Raw genomic sequence first — 17,260 nt, 5'->3', positions numbered from 1 at the left:
ATCGTTATAGATTCTCATAAAACTGCTTCATGTCTTCAAACTCATCCAGATCCAAACCACGTGCTCCCACATCCGATGGTGTTAGTTGCCGTCCGGATTGGTCCAGACAATGCTGAATAATGCCCGACAAATGATGTTCAAAACGCAACTGAAGCATTCGGATAGTATCTGCTTCAAACGCGTGACGGTTATAAAGCATGCAGATGGAAAGCTTACCGTCTTTCAGCCGCCCATCCAGATAGAGGGGATAGGCTAAATCTGAAACGCTACAATTCTGGCCGGACCATAATTCAACATCCATAGGCGATGTATGAAAGTGAGAGGAACTGACCGATTCAGAATGAATCAAGCGGAAGCCAATTTCCGGGTAATACTTAGCATTAAATTCCGATCTAACGGAGGTTGCAGAACCATATTTTAGTAATCCATATCCTAAACCCTGGTTGGGTACTTGCCGGACCGTCTCCTTTACGTTTCTGAGCAAAAGAGAACTGTCTCCCCCAGGCTCCATATCCAGGACAAGCGGATATATGGAACCGAATTGACCTATGGTTCTTGAAAGGTCCGGTTTGTCCGAAGTCACAGTTTGTTGCTCCCGATCATAATGTTCAAATCCAATAGAAATCTTAGACTGTCCGGACCATTCCGCTATAGTCAGTCCCAATGCAGCAAGCAGTAAATCAGCGGTCACCGTATTATAGGTTTGGTTAGCCCGTGTCAACAGCTGGCTTGTTTTCTCGTCCGAAAGCGGTATGACGCAATGTTCTACTGGACGAAGTGTTTCTGAATCTGCAGGTGCCTTATGGTCCTTCGGTATAAATTCGCCATCGAAATTAACCTTATCCAGCCAGTAGAGTTTCTCTTTGGCCAGCTTTTTGCTGTCTGCATAGTCTTCTAGCCACCGCATCCAAGAGCGGTAAGAATCTGTTTTGTCAGGAAGCACTATCGGTTCCCCGTTAAGAGCTTGTTCATAGGCAGTTGTGAAATCCTCAAGCAGGATACGCCAAGATGTGGGATCAGCCACTAGCGGATCTACAGAAAGGAAGAACTGGTCGGAGCCCGACATCCGGAATAAGCCTGCGCGTACTCTGGGTCCCTCAAACATTCCATAACTGTTTTGAATCCGGAAGCATTCGCTCTGTAATTGCTTGCTAGCTTGATGGTCATCATCTGCAAGTGAGAACACATCAAGTGTGAACAGTTCTTCATTTTCATCTCGGTACTTAAGGGTAGTCGGTTCATCGATCGACGCCAGACCAAGCCGTAGTCCCTCGTGATGAGTAGTTAATGTTTGCAGCACAAACCGTAACAGATCCTCATCGAAGTCCGGGTTACCCGCAAATAGCATGGATGTTGTCGTACGCAAGGTGTAAAATGTACCCAGTTCATTCAACTGCCGCTGAATCGATGTTATTGGAATCTCTCCATGTATCGAATTCTGGTCTGTGTAGCGGAACAAAGTTGTCACAAGCTTGCTGAGATCCTCAATGAACGGGTGCTCCATCAAAAGAGAAATGTCAAGGGAATAACCATGCTGACGCAGACGTGAGGCCACCTGAACGGCCTTAATAGAATCGCCGCCAAGCAGAAAAAAATGATCTCGAACGCCTATATGATCACATCCCAAAACGTCTTGCCATACCCCGACCAGCGCCCTTTCCACATCAGTTCTTGGAGCAACATAATCCGTTTGTAAAGAGTCATGACGGTCCGGCTCAGGTAAAGCTTTTCGGTCAGTTTTTCCATTAGCCGTAAGAGGAAGCTGCTGCATAGGCACCACATATGCTGGAATCATATAAAACGGCAGCTTCTGCTTGAGCGCATTTTGCACGTCCAGCGGACTTAATGGCTCAGAAGCCACAAAGTATGCACACAAATCCTTGTAGCCGTCTTTGTTCTCCCGCGCTATGACTACTGCTGATTGGATTCCGTCTACAGACAGCAACTGCGCTTCAATCTCGCCCAGTTCAATACGATATCCTCTCACTTTTACCTGTTGATCGATCCGACCCAGATACTCAATGTTGCCATCAGGCATCCAGCGCGCCAAATCTCCTGTGTGGTACATCCGCTTATAATCCTCCGCTCCGCTGTTAAACGGATTGGCAGCGAACTTCTGCATGGTCAATTCCGGTCTATTAAGATAGCCACGGGCTACTCCTATACCACTGATACAAAGTTCTCCCACCACTCCAATCGGCTGCAATCGCTCCGTACCTTCCTGTACAACATACAAATGAATATTATCAATCGGTTTACCGATCGGGATCACTGAGTGCTCTTCCACAGGCTCGCATTCAAAGAATGAAACGTCTACAGTAGCTTCTGTTGGACCATACAAGTTAATTAGTTTTGCGCTTCCAATCCCTGACATAATTCGATAGAAACGCGCCACCTGCTGAGGAGGCAATGCTTCACCGCTGGCAAATACATGTTTTAACGTTTTCAATTTTGCTTGCACCGTTTCCCTTGGCTGCTGCTCCAGATATTCCAGAAAAATATGCAGCATCGCGGGTACAAAATGAAGGGTGCTCACCTTGTCTGCATTAATCGTGTTCAGTATCTGTTCGGGAGACTTTTCTCCGCCGATTGGCAACAAGCTTACTTTAGAGCCCACCATCGACCACCAGAACAACTCCCATACGGATACGTCAAAAGTAAAGGCAGTTTTTTGCAAAATCGTATCTTCTTCGCTCAGGCCATATCTATTGTGCATCCAGCAGAGCCGATTCACGACTGAGCGGTGCTCAACAATAACCCCTTTCGGTTTCCCTGTGGAACCGGATGTGTAGATGATATAGGCTGCATGGTTTGGTTCTGCTACAGGCGCAAGGTTGGAGGCATCTTCATGCCAGCTACTCATGCAGTCGGTCATAGGCTCCGTCGACCTGGACGCTTGCAAAGTCATGATCGTGGAAGCATAATCCAATACCATTACCTTGCAGTCCGCATATTGCTTCAGCTGTTCTGCAAACTGTGATTGTGTCAGCACCAGTTGTGTTCTTGAATCTTCAAGCATATATTGAATTCTTTCCTGTGGGTATCCCGGGTCAATTGGTACATAAGCTCCACCCGCTTTTAGAATTGCATAGATGCCAATCATCATCTCAGGTGAACGCTGAGCGATAATCCCCACCGGCTGATCCGGTCCCACTCCTTCCGCCCGCAGCGTTCGTGCTAAACGATTCGTCAGCTCATTCAACTCTTGGTAAGTCATACACTTATCTCCGAATATGATTGCCATGTCATCTGGAGTCCTGCTAACCTGCTGCTCAAACCTTCCATGAATCGTTGCATCCCGTGGGAAATAGGCAGAGGTGTTGTTGAACTCATATAGTAATAAGTGCTTATCTTCTTCTGTCAGCATATCCATGTCAGCCAAGCGAATTCCGACATCTTGAGTTGCGATTTCCAACACTTTTATATAATGGAGGGCAAATCTCTCAATCGTCTCCAACTTAAACAGGCTGGTCGAATACTCCCAGGTGAAAGTTAAATGGTCTTGAGTTTCCGTTACATGTAATGAAAGATCGAACTTTGATACTCCTGCATTAAACTCATTCGGTTGCAAACGAAGTCCCTCGAATTCAATGACCTCTGTTCCCTTATTTTGCAGACTGAACATCGTATCAAAGATGGGATTGCGGCTTACATCGCGTACTCGATCCAGTTTGTCGACCAGTTGGTCAAATGGATATTCCTGGTGCTCCAACGCAAGCAGAGTGTTATGTTTGACGTCCTCCAGGAAAGCACTGAATGGCTGGGACGCCAGCGGTCGATTACGGAAAACTAAAGTATTCACAAACATGCCGATCATCGCTTCCGTATCCGCATGCCCTCTACCCGCTGCCGGTGTACCTACAAGGATGTCCTCTTGCCCGGAGTATTTGCTTAACAGCACATTATAAGCTGCCAAAAGCACCATAAAGAGCGTTGCTCCCGTGTCTCTTGCCAATTGATTAAGTCTATCCGTCAGCTTGGATTGCACAATGACGGTAAGGCTGTTCCCTGCGAAGCTCTGACTTGGCGGACGAGCAAAGTCAGTTGGCAGGTCCAATACAGGGAGCTCGCCGTCCAACGTGTCTAACCAAAATGCTTCATCCTTTGCTTGGCTGTCTCCGGCATAATGTTGTTTTTGCCAAACGACATAGTCTTTGTAGTGCACGTCAATGGGGGCAAGTGGCATCCCCTGATACCGCGTGCTGATCTCATCCATTAATACTGCCATTGAGAAGCCGTCTGAAATGATATGGTGCATATCGATCAGCAACATAAACTGGTCACGATGGATTGCGAACAGCTCAGCACGAATTAAAGGAGCCTTACTCAGGTCAAAAGGCTGAATAAACAGTTCATGGGCGTGACTAGCATCCTCTTCGGAAATTGGAGTAACAGGAATGTCCAGTGAAAGCATATCCTGTACCTTCTGCACGGTTTCCCCGTCTACTATCTCAAAATACGTCCGAAAGGATTCATGCCGTGAAAAAACCTCCTTCACTGCATCAATGAACCTGGAAACGTGTAACTCTCCCTCTATATGCAGTTGACCCGATACATGATACGCTGCACCTCCACCCAGTTGATCCAGCACATACATTCTTTTTTGAGCGGGAGATACCGGATAAAAGGGCTGTAAATCTGCCGGAACAAGCGGCTCAAACTTTCGCTTTTGTCCTCCTCTTACATGTGCCGCCAGTTGTGTAATCGTTTGCAAATGTAAAATTTGTACCAGCGGAATATATACTTCGAATTCCTTGTTAATTCTGCTTAGAATAACAGTCGCTTTTAAGGAGTCTCCACCCATTTGAAAAAAATTATCGTTGTATCCGATATCAGATACATTCAAGACTTCCATACATATGGATATCAGTTTGTCCTCAATCATATTACCGTCAGAAACCTGCTTCTGCGAGTCCTCTATCCTGATATCTTCTGGTTTCGGTAATGATTGAAAATCCGGCTTCCCATCAGCCAAAAGAGGGATGCTATCCATCAAAACCCAAAAGCGAGGTTGCCCATAATCAGGAAGTATTGAGCTAACACTCTCTTTCAACTTCGCTATATCCCACGAATTAGAATTATTGTCCACTATATAAGCCACTAGATACGATGAGTTACTGCTCTCGCCGTCTTTCCGTGCCATCAAAACACAGGCATCCAAATCCAGTGCTCGCAAAAGATGTTTCTCTATCTGTTCAAGATTCACTTGATGCCCGCGAATAAGAACATCTCGGTTAACTGCACCAATATGTCGAATTCTCCCTCCAACCTCGACATAAGCCCATTCCAGCGTCGTTCCCAGTAAACCAGCGGATGTGGCCAAATATACTTGTCCGATGGTACCCGTAGGAGACGGATGTTTATATTTGTCCAGGACACAAGGATAATTCCCTTTAGAATCCGCGTGTGTCGCCCACACTTCCAGAAGCCGCTCCCTTTGCGTACTTCTAAGCAAAGACAGCGTAGATACACGCATTCCGTCTTCCTGCACAATCGAGCTCAGCAGATGTAAAAAGTATTGCGCCCATACTTCCATAGTGTCTTGTTGAAAAAGACTCGCAGCATAGTCAAAATCAAGCCGCAACTGCTGACCAGACTCCGTAACATTCAGAAACAACTCATATTGACAGGACAATATTTCATGTTCCAACAATTCTGTTTCCAGTCCGTAATAGTGAAACTCCGGAATGGGCCTATCCATATTGAACAACACCTTAAGAATGGGCAAATGGCTTAATCCTAGCTGGGCAAGTCCGGCAAAGCTGTAATTCAGATAAGCATCCAGCGTATGCATTACTCGCTTGACCGTCTGCGTGAATTCCGTGAACGTTGCTCCAGAGTCTACCTCACAAATTACTGGAAGCAAGTTAACGCAGTTGCCAATTAGCGGGGACACACCCATATGAGATTGCCCTGCGGTTGGAATACCTACTATTATTTGATTTTGGCCTGTCAGTCTGTGCAAGAAAAGCTGAAAAACAGACAATAACGTCACAAACAAGCTATTGCCAAGCCGAATACTGACTGATTTCAGTTGCTTCACCAGAGGCGCATCCACCACAATGGTGTGCCGTGCTCCGCGCGAAGAAGGAGAGCTGATGTTGCGTTGGAGGGACGGCAAGTCAAGAACTGGCAATGGCTTCGCAAGTACATCCGACCAAAAAGCAAGGGCAGCTGCTCCACCTGCCTCTAACTGGTTTTGCTGCCATGCTGCGAAAACTCGGAACGGAACAGGATCGGGAAGCGTGCAGCGTTCCCCCCTTACACAAGCAGAATAAAATCGTTCCAATTCATGGAAAAACACACCTATGGACCAGCCATCTGCAATCAGATGATGAAATGTAAATGCAGCGATGTGCTTCTCATTCGACGTTTTTAAAAGCTGGATACGGAATAAAGGTTCCCCCGCACTTATTGGGAATACGGTCTCCCTGTCCTTATCCATCCAAGCACGGATATCATGTTTCTGTTCCTCTACAGAAAGACTGCTGATATCATGTAGCGGAATGCTGACAGCCATTGCTGGGGCGATGATCTGCGTTTCTCCGTCCTCCCCCATAAAGGTGCGTAAGGCTTCGTGGCGTTTAACGATGCGATGGACAGCCTCATTAAATTCCTTAACATGTAGCGGACCCCGGAAACGCAGTAAAACAGTCTCATGAAGCGACTGCGATTCCTTAAAATCCGACACCGAGGCGAACCATAATTGCTTCTGATCCGGAGTCAGCTTAATCGTCGATTCCTTAAGGTCTGCAGTTGCAGGAAAAAAAGCCTTATTTAGATCGTTTTCATGAGGGTGCAGATCCGGCAGAAATCCTCCTTTGCGCAGCTCATTAACGCTCTCTTTAATTGCCTGTACAATCCGCACTATATCTTCCGAAGTATGAGCCGTTGACAAAAAACAGTTCCGGCCTTCCCATATATAAATTCCTTTATCCAGCATGTGATAGAAGAATAGTTCCAAGTCACCTTTAAGGACGAAGCGGAACAAGGAACCGAAGTAAACGACCTTTATAGGTATCTGTTCCTCCGTAAAATAGTGATTCAGTTCTGCTGCGAGCGCCTTCGTACGACTATTCAGCTCGTTATTCAGTTGCCCCTTGTCCTTCTCCAACCGCTCTAGTACGGCCAGCGAAGCTGCCATAGCCAGGGGGTGATGGCAAAAAGTTCCCGCTACAAACGTTCGCTGTTGCTCACGCGGTGGATAAGAGTCATCTCCGAAGCTCCACATTCCTCCATCAATTCCATCCATGAACGATGCTTTCCCTGCCACGATACCGATCGGAAGACCGCCGCCAATGATTTTACCGTAAGTTACAAGGTCGGCTTCAATGCCGTACCACGCCTGCGCACCCCCCGGCTGAATACGGAAGCCCGTAATTACTTCATCAAAAATGAACGCGGTCCCGGATTGCTCCGTAATCTGGCGTACTTCCTTCAGAAAAGCTGCGGGCTGGAAATCAGGGCGGCGACTCTGCACTGGCTCTATGAGAACAGCAGCCAGTGCATGGGCATGGGAGCGGATATATTGGAGTGACTCGTCCGTTCCATAGCTGAGCACAACGACATCGTCCACCATGTGCTGTAGTACTCCAGGTGCCAGAGGAGTGGAATGTTGTTCCCTGTCATCCGTTGTCCCCCCCAATGCCAATATTCCATCAAAGGTACCGTGATAGGAACCAGAAAAAATCACCACTTTATCCCGCCCGGTGGCAGCCCGTGCTAACCGAAGAGCCACCATAATCGCCTCTGTCCCCGAGTTATATAGCGCAATTCGTTCCATGCCTGACATTTTGCAAATTTTTTCGGCAATCTGCCCGGCCATATTAGACATCGGTCCAAGGCACATCCCGTTATGTATTTCCTTTACTATCGATTCACGAATAAAGGATGGGTTGTGACCAAACAAATTGACCCCAAACCCCATCGTCAAATCAATATATTCATTACCATCCAAATCCCAAATTTTAGAACCCTCTGCACGTTGGGATATAATCTGATACACCATTTCCTTGAGAGCAAGCCTAAATCCGGCCACATTCCGGTTATTGGCGTATACAGACCTGTATTGCTGAGTATACTCTTTGGTCTTTCGTGTGCGCATCGTGTAATGTTCAATCAGCTTTTGCAGATGCTTTTCCTGCCTAAGTGAAAGTGAATTATGGGCCTGTACATTTATTTTTTGATAAGGAACAAATGCTTTCGATTTTTTTCTGTCTGGCAAAACAGCTGACACAGAAGCCTGTACGGGGGAAACAGAAGTAACTGTGGCAGCTATCTCCTTCATCGCGGATGTCTGAGGCTCGACAGCAGTTTGTAGTGAAAGCGATTCAGGCATTGCCACTGGTGCAAGCCTAGATTGACACAGTATTTCCATCTGCTGCGACATGAGTTGAAGTTGCATTTCTAAAATTCGTTCTCTCCCCGCAAATACATCCTTATTTGATAGCTTGCTTTCTTGTGGTGCGGGGCCTTCTATAGGGATAGTAGATTTTTGACTCCAGCCCGACAAAACGGAAGGTACCGAAGAAGTGATACTAGACGACGCAGCCAGCTGAGGCTCCTCCGAATTCTGGAACAATTCTTCAGAGGTCGAGGCTACCCTATCAGCAATATAGTTTGTCAGCAACTCCAGCGTAGTCAGTGATTCAAAAAACTCGTTCATCGGGATATCCAAGCCAAACGTACTTTTAATGCTGTGTCTAACCTGAGATAGAAGAATAGAGTCTAAACCCAGTTCTAAAAAATGTTTTTGCGGCTCTAATTCGTCTGGACTGAGTTGGGATACACTTTCGATTATTTTTGACAGTTTATTAGTAATCGTAGATTTTTGCGGATTGGAAGCAGATTCCGTCGAAAAATACTCATTCACCATCTTTTCAGACTCCTTTACTATGGGGTATTCAAGGAATTAATTTTATCCTTTCCAACTGTGACGCTAGCCTAAAAAGCACGATATAACCTAGCTAGGGGTACAAGATAAAGTTCTCATAGGAAGGTAAATATGAACGGTCCACTGTATAAGGAACCATCCTTATACTAATAAAATATAATTATCCATCTGGTAAAACGAGGATCTAATTTGTTTTATTAAACCATTAATGGCTAAATTCTTTTATTCAACTTATTATGCAAGATATAGTTTTTTTCCAGTATTGATTCTTAAAAACTCAAATCTTTTCTTTTACTCGCTGACATGCATCCTCATAAACTTTAAAATTTATGACACTTAAAGCTCAAATTAAAGACTCAAAGGCTTGAATATGGTTGCTCTGCCCTTTGCGAGCGATTACAACCACTTGAAAAATATGACCTTTGTTGACTCCTGTCGATTCAGCGCAGCCTCACGGCCCAATTGCGATTTTCTTCCTCTCCGACCGACTCTTTCATAACTGATGCCTATACTACTAAAAATGCCAAGTCCTAAGAATAGAACCTGACATTTTATCAAATTTGGAGCGTAAAGACGTCGAAGTGCACTTTACTCAATTTTTCGGCAAAATCAATACGGGAGTGGCCAATTCACTTAACGTCTCACATTAATATACGTTCGCATGTCAAGAAGCCACTTCGTTTCTTGACATTAAGCGAACCAGAACTGCCTTTGATCTGGGGTTAGTGGGATGACCGTTTCATCCACGTCCACTGTCGATACTTCTGAAGGGTCGGCTATAGACACACTTTGCTTACCTGGACCTGGGCCTTTCCCGTTCGGGGTCAGATCAGGCAAGAATCCCCCTTTACGCAGCTCATCTACACTGTCCTTGACAGCTTGTATGATTCGCGCAATATCTTCCTCCGTATGAGCGGTCGACAAGAAGCAGTTCCGCCCTTCCCAGATGTAAATACCCTTTTCCAGCATGTGATAGAAGAAAAGCTCCAGATCACCCTTGAGTACGAAGCGAAATAGTGAACCAAAGTGAACAATCTTCATGGGTATCTGCTCATTGGTAAAGTAACTATTTAACTCTACTGCCAACGCCGAAGTACGGCTGTTCAACTGATTTTGCAGCTGTTCGCCGTGGTTTTCCAAATAATCCAACACTGCTAGGGATGCCGCCATCGCCAGCGGATGATGACAGAACGTACCGGCTACAAAGGTTCGCCGATGCTCATTCTGAGGATAGGAACCATCTCCGAAGCTCCAGGTGCCACCGTCAATCCCATCCATAAAGGCGGCTTTCCCTGCTACGATACCGATTGGCATCCCTCCGCCAATAACTTTACCGTAGGTCACAAGGTCAGCTTGTACACCAAACCACGCTTGAGCGCCTCCCGGTTGAATTCGGAAGCCTGTAATCACTTCATCAAAAATAAAAGCTGTACCGGATTGCTCCGTGATTTTACGAACCTCCTGCAAAAAGGCCTTCGGCTGAAAATCAGGACGACGACTTTGCACCGGCTCCACTAGCACAGCAGCCAGCTCCTGCCCATGTGTACGTATATAATCCAGCGATTCGTCCGTTCCATAGTTAAGTACAACGATATCGTCCACCATATGCTGCAAGATGCCAGGCGCCAAAGGTGTGGATTTCTCCTTATTATTGCCTGCACTACCCAACGCAAGCACACCATCGAATGTACCGTGATAGGAGCCGGCAAAAATGGCTACTTTAGCTCGCCCGGTGGCAGCACGCGCCAAACGGAGGGCAACCATAACCGCCTCGGTGCCGGAATTGTACAAGGCGATCCGTTCTACACCGGTCAGCTTGCAAATCTTCTCGGCGACTTGTCCTGCCATGTTGGACATGGGTCCGACACACATGCCGTTCTTTAGCTCTGCCTCAATTTTTTCACGAATAAAGGCTGGATTGTGTCCAAACAGATTAACACCAAAGCCCATGGTCAAATCTACATATTCATTCCCATCCAAATCCCAAATTTTGGACCCGTCTGCACGTTGAGATACAATTTGATAGACCATTTCCTTTAAAATAGGCCGGAAGCCAGCTACATTACGGTTATTCGCGTAGACAGACCGATACTGCTGAGTGTACTGCTTGGTGCTTCGCGTCCGAGCAGTATAGCGCTCAATCAGCTCTTGCAGATGTTGTTCTTGTCGGTGTGAAAGCAATTCATGGGCTTTGACCTCCAGCTTTTTATAAGGCGTAAACGGTTTTGCTTCATGGCCCGCTTTCTTCGGAACAGCTAGTATCGGTGGTACAGTAGCTAATGCAGTTGCGACTTCCTGTTTGGTTTCAATCTCTGCGCTTTCTCTATTTGCTGACGGCAAATCCCTTTCCGGTTGAAATGATTGGGAAACGGAGGTCGGAGGAGTCGGTTGAGTTCGGAGCACATCAAGCTGCTGTGACATCACGTGCAGCTGCTGCTGCAAGATCTGCTCGACACTCGCAGAAGTCGCTATTACTGTTGTGCTTTGAAATGGCTCTTGCCCGGACGTAACTATTCCATGAGACGATGTACCAATTGCGCTGGAATCCTGCCCTGTCCAGGTTGATACCGTAGTAGCTTCTACCCGATGAAGGGGTATTTTCGGTTGGTTTTCCACAGCACCCACCGCTGCCTCGTCTGAATAGGAAATACTTACCTGATCTGCGACGTAACTAGTCAACAGTTCGAGCGTGGTCAGCGATTCAAAAAATTTATTCATTGGGACATCCAGGTCGAATGTATCCTTGATGCTGTGGCGGACCTGGGACAAATTAATGGAGTCCAGCCCTAGTTCTAGAAAATGTGTTCGCGGTTCCAGTTCCTCAAGACTAAGTTGTGACACATTACCGATCATTTTCGCTAGCTTTTGTTGAATGGAATATTTATGCTTTTCCGTAAACGACGCTGACGTCGAATACTCATTCTCCATAATTTCAGACTCCCTTACTATTGTATTTTTATAGGGTGCAGTCTGCTCCGCTCGAACCTGTTCTGGTACATGAATCCAGCACCTTTTTCTTTCAAACGGATACGTAGGCAGAGAAACCCTTTTGTACGGATGACCTGCGTATATCGTGTCCCAGTCTATCTGTGCCCCCTGTACGTACTTCACTGCTACTTGCTCCAGTGCTTGCAAAGTGTCCGAGCTTCCGACGGCTGTTTCTGTACCACCACTGCTATCTACTTTTCCAATGTATACACCTTCAATGGCCTTGCCCTGCTCATGAAGCTGAAGTAATTTTGCTTTCAGAGCCTCCGCTCCTTCTGCTATCACAGCCACTCGGTATGTTAAGTGGCTTCTGCCCCTGTTAGCCGTATAGCAGACATCCTCCATCGGCAATTCTTCCTCACGTTCAAAGCGATCCACGTACCGTGCAATCAACTCACTTAAAGCTCCTTCAGTTCGCGCCGACAGTGTCAGCAGCAATGGCGATGATCCATTTTTTCGGTCGGTGGTTTCTTGGTCCGCACCCTTTTTCGCTATATATTCTTCCAGCACCACGTGACAGTTTGTCCCGCTGAAGCCAAAGGAACTCACCCCGCATCTTCTCGGGAATCCGTCTGTCTTCCATTCCCTCAGTCTAGTGTTGGCATACACCGGAGATTCTTCAAAATGGATGTTCCGGTTGGGTGTGCGAAAATGAACGAGCGGTGCAATCTGCTGATGCTTCATCGACAGCACACATTTGATCAATCCCGCAATCCCAGCAGCTTCGTATAAATGCCCAATATTCGTTTTGACCGTGCTTATCGCCACAAACTGCTTGCGCTGTGTAAATCTGCGGAAAGCCTGGGTAATGCCCTTAATCTCAACGGGATCGCCTAGCTTGGTGCCGGTACCGTGAGCTTCAATATAACTCACTGTCTCGGGATCAATCCGTGCATCACGCCACGCCTGCGAAATGACTTCTGATTGAGCCAGTGCATTAGGCGCAGAAATTCCAATCGTACTGCCGTCCTGATTAATCGCGCTTCCTTTAATCACACCCAGAATGTGATCTCCGTCTTTTTCCGCTTGGCGAAGCGGCTTTAAGAGAACGGCTCCAACGCCTTCGCCCCAGCCTGTGCCGTCCGACTGATCGTCGAATGCTCGTGCCCGGTCATCGGAGGATTCCATACCAATGCCAGCTTTCAACGGCAGCAAAATGGTCTTCACTCCACCGGCCAAAGCCATCTCGCAGTCTCCATTCAAAATCGACTTACACGCCAGATGTACCGCCACGAGTGACGAGGAGCATGCCGTATCAATGGTCAGTGCTGGACCTTTTAAATCAAGCAAATACGCAATCCGGCTGGAAATAATGGACGATAAATTACCAATGGCAAAGTTCGGCAGCGCGCCTGGTTCCACCTCGGACAACAAACGCTCGTATTCAAAGCTGGTTTTGGAAAAACCGACATACACACCGACCTTTTTGCCAGCCAGCTGCTTCCCTCCATACCCCGCATCCTCAATCGTGCTCCAAGCAGTTTGCAGAAATAAACGTTGATTCGGGTCCATGAGTGAGGCTTCCCGTGGAGTCAACTTAAAGAAGGAGTAATCAAACTTGTCTACTTCATCCAGATAGCCACCTTCGGCGATTTGCATATTCCGTCCTTCCGTATTCAGATGAGAAATGAAATCTTCGGCATCTTTGCTTCTTTCGTCGCTGTACGGGCCGATATTGTCAGCGCCTGATGCCACATTCGCCCAAAACTGTTCCAATGTTTCCGCTTGAGGAAACTTACCTGACATGCCGATGATGGCGATATCCCGGTCCTCCGACTCCTCCTTGGATTCAAACTGCGGTTCTGTGTTCACCTTATGACCTAAGCCCTGACTGGATATATATCCAGCTAGCTTGGCGATAGTCGGATAAGAGAAGAAGTCCGTTACCTCAATATGAATCCCGAGTTGTTCCTCTAATTGGTCCACGATCTGAACGAGTTGTAAGGAAGTTACGCCAATATCAAAGTAGCTGTCTTCCTTCCCAATTGACTGTACATTTAAAATAGCTTGGCAAATCCCAATCAGTTTTTGCTCGATCTCACCTTGAGGTACAGGGGCATGGTTCGCTTCCTGTATATTTCGAGCGGCCTCGGTCAGGGATGCCAAAACTACATCAAATTCTCCCTGCTCGTAGCTCTGAGCCAGCTTGTAGCGCTGAACCTTTCCACTAGTAGTTTTGGGAATACGGCGGATTGGAACTACATCTTGAATATGCCATCCTCCCCGATAATTCAAATGGCTTTTCAGCCTTTGGACTAGTGGCAAAAATAACTCTATTTTTTTCGTGTGCATCACAAAAACAACAATACGGTCCTGTCTAGTTTGTGCATCATGTACACCGCAGACAGCTATTTTCCCCAGATCCACCCCGTCCAGTTCCTCTGCAATCCTTTCAATATCATGCGGATAAATGTTCTGGCCGTTCACGAAAATAATATCCTTGGCTCTGCCTGTAATCACCAGTCGTCCGTTTCTCATAAAACCCAAATCTCCGGTAATAAGCCAGCCATCCTCTGTCTTGACCTTTGCGGTAGCCTCGGGATTGTTATAGTACCCGGCAGTCACATTTTTGCCGCGAATTTGGGTGTATCCGATTACATTGTCCTTTAGCACCTGATTTTGCTCATCACAAATGCGAACGGAAGTGCTGGCCATGGGGTAGCCCAAATCCGCAAACGTAAGACAACGCTTATCGGATGAATCTACTTCTTCTATAGGTTCACCTACATGCAACTGCTGCCGATTTAAATGAATGGTAACAAAATTATCTTTATCCAAAGGTGGAGTGGAAACACCTACGCTTGCCTCTGCCAAGCCGTATACAGGATACATGATATTTTTTTTTAATCCATGTACACTCATGGCTTCCATAAAAACATGGCAAAGCTCCACCGATATGGGCTCAGCCCCATTTAAAATCATGCGAACACTTGACAAATCCCAGTTATCCGCTGTTTTAGATTTATATTGATCAAGGAAAAATTTATAGCCGAAGTTAGGAGAACAGATTTGAGTCACCTTATGATCCGACACCTTTTTTAGCCATAATGAAGGACGTCTTATAAAAAGAGCTGTTGGCATAATAAGCTGCTTGGCATGGGCGATGACACAAGTTAAATGAAAAGCGATCAATCCCAAATCATGTGTGAGTGGCATCCAGCCCAGATACGTATCACTTGAAGTCATTCCCGTTTGACTGGCGATATCCCGAATATTGTATACGAGATTCTCATGCGTCAGCATGACTCCCTTAGGATCACCTGTCGAACCAGAGGAAAATTGAATAAACGCCAAATCCTCCGGTCTGGATTCATGTATGGTCCCTTTGTTCTGATCGGAATAATCAAAATCATGACTAGAAAAGGTCGCTTTTTTTACAGAATCAAAGAAATCCAGCATCTCATGCTGGTGAGAATACTTTTCTAGCTGCTCTAATACTTTATGATCCGCAATCATGTAAGGACAAGTAAGGGTACTCCAGATTTTAAACAGCTTCATTTTATGTTCATCATTATTTCCGATACTTACAGGTACGGGGACGATTCCCCCGAGCAGACAGCCCCAAAACACATTCACAAAGGTATGATTGTCTTCAATTTGCATAATTAGCTTATTGCCAGGCTCTACTCCTTTTTCCTGCAATTGATGAAGTACCTGCAGTGCTTGCTCCAGAAGTTGACTGTAGCTTACATACTCCTCCTGTGTATCACCCGAAATGAAAATAATTCCATTTTCAGCTCTACTGGCTCGGTCCTGAATGATTTCAATTAAAGTTTGAAACTGCTCCATCCTGATCCCTCCTCAAAAGGTCTAAAACTTCCTCCTGCTCTCCTGCAGATACTTGTTTGGTTTGCAATATCAGGCGAATACACTCCAGCGCTTCGCGTCTTAGTTCATAAGCAGAAGAAGATTTGCCCGATTCTATACTTTTGAGTAACTCCTCCAACCTGCGAATAGGCAAAATAACCCCCTTATGATACTCATCCTCATTCCAATTCGCATTGGGTGTGGACACCGCCACCGCCAGCGGTTTGACCAACCAATCACGGATCGAAAAACGACGTTCCAGTTCAATCCGATCCAAGTCTCTGTCCAAGGAAAGCACCTCAAAAGCGATGTTTGTTTCCTTAGCCAAGTTTTTCAGTACCGTTCGCGGTCCTAATTCAATTCCCTGCTTCACCCCATGTTTCTCCATATACTGCATTGTTTGTATCCACCGCACTGGACGGACCATTTGCAAATGCAAGCCTTGACGAATGCTGTTGGCATCCGTATATGGCAGTGCTGTAACATTAGAAATGACAGGCCACCGTGGTTCATGGAACGTATATTTTTGCAACTCCAATGCTAATCGGTCAGCAGCATGCTGCATAAGCGGACTGTGAAAAGGGCCGCTTACCTGCAAACGGGTAATTTGGAACCCGCGTTGCTCTAATTGTTCCGCCAACGCAGCAACAGAGGCATGATGACCAGAAACGACGTATTGATAGGAAGAGTTATAACATGCGATGGTAATAGGCTGACTGGTTACGGCATAATGATCGCACAGCTCTTCTAGCAGGTTTAAATCAGCCCCACGAACAGCAACCATGCAACCCACTCCGGCCTCTGAGGCTTCTTCCATAAAGCGTCCCCGTTCTTGTACCACCCGCAAAGCATCGCCAAACGACAGGACTTCGCTGCTTACCAATGCAGAATACTCACCCAAACTATGCCCTGCCGAAAATTCGGGAATAATCCCAACATCGTGCATGTAACGTCTGAATGCGATTACACTGATCGTGAGAAGTGCCGGCTGGGTGTAGGATGTTCTCGATAATTGGGAGATGGGTCCTTCCATACATAAAGTTTTCAAATCATACCCCAAAATATCAGCAGCCTCTTCAAAGATGTGATCTGCCTCTGAAAAACCACCATACCATGCCGATCCCATCCCGATATACTGAGACCCTTGTCCCGAAAAAAGCAAAGTCATGCGATTCATGTCCAACCCCTTTCCTCACCATAAAAAAGCGGTAAAACAAATGTTTTATGGGATTCAGATGTTCACATTCCTATGTATTTAAGATAGATACAGCAAAAACAACAAAATGTCTTGCCACAAACAGTAATCGACATGTTAAAGTAAATCGTTTTTGAGTTTCATGATGTAGTTAGAAATAAAAGTGTGTAAGTAGACTTGGAAGTGTAGAAAAATGGAGTGTGCTGGAAGTTCAGAGTTGATACTTAGAAACTTCAGCATCATAGATGAGTGTAAGACATAGATTAAAGCTATTAATTTATTATAAACATTAAAATGAATTAAAGTACAGTGATATATACTACATATATTTTATAAACAAAAAGAATACCCTCTTTTGTTTAAAAAAAGGAATTGTT

General features: G+C 46.0%; 3 protein-coding genes. All 3 read right to left on the bottom strand.

Translation table 11 applies throughout. The features are described from left to right. Window positions 1-4 precede the first annotated feature (4 nt). Window positions 5-8,872: an amino acid adenylation domain-containing protein gene (locus tag C1T21_RS12625; protein ID WP_483874464.1), complete on the bottom strand. Its 8,868-nt coding sequence runs from the start codon at window positions 8,870-8,872 to the stop codon at window positions 5-7. A 711-nt stretch (window positions 8,873-9,583) separates the two neighbouring features. Continuing rightward, complete coding sequence (locus C1T21_RS12620; protein WP_258012447.1) at window positions 9,584-15,670, bottom strand: aminotransferase class III-fold pyridoxal phosphate-dependent enzyme; 6,087 nt, start codon at window positions 15,668-15,670, stop codon at window positions 9,584-9,586. Next, window positions 15,645-16,865 carry an ACP S-malonyltransferase gene (gene fabD, locus C1T21_RS12615; RefSeq protein ID WP_103048589.1) on the bottom strand — a complete coding sequence of 407 codons (1,221 nt, stop codon included), beginning with the start codon at window positions 16,863-16,865 and terminating at the stop codon, window positions 15,645-15,647. Before fabD ends, C1T21_RS12620 begins: the two co-directional genes overlap by 26 nt. Window positions 16,866-17,260: the final 395 nt, after the last annotated feature.

Origin of the sequence: Paenibacillus sp. F4 (genome assembly GCF_002894905.1) — a bacterium.
GTDB lineage: Bacteria > Bacillota > Bacilli > Paenibacillales > Paenibacillaceae > Paenibacillus > Paenibacillus polymyxa_B.
Note: the sequence above shows the minus strand (reverse complement) of the source record. Positions and strands in the feature narration are given on the sequence as shown.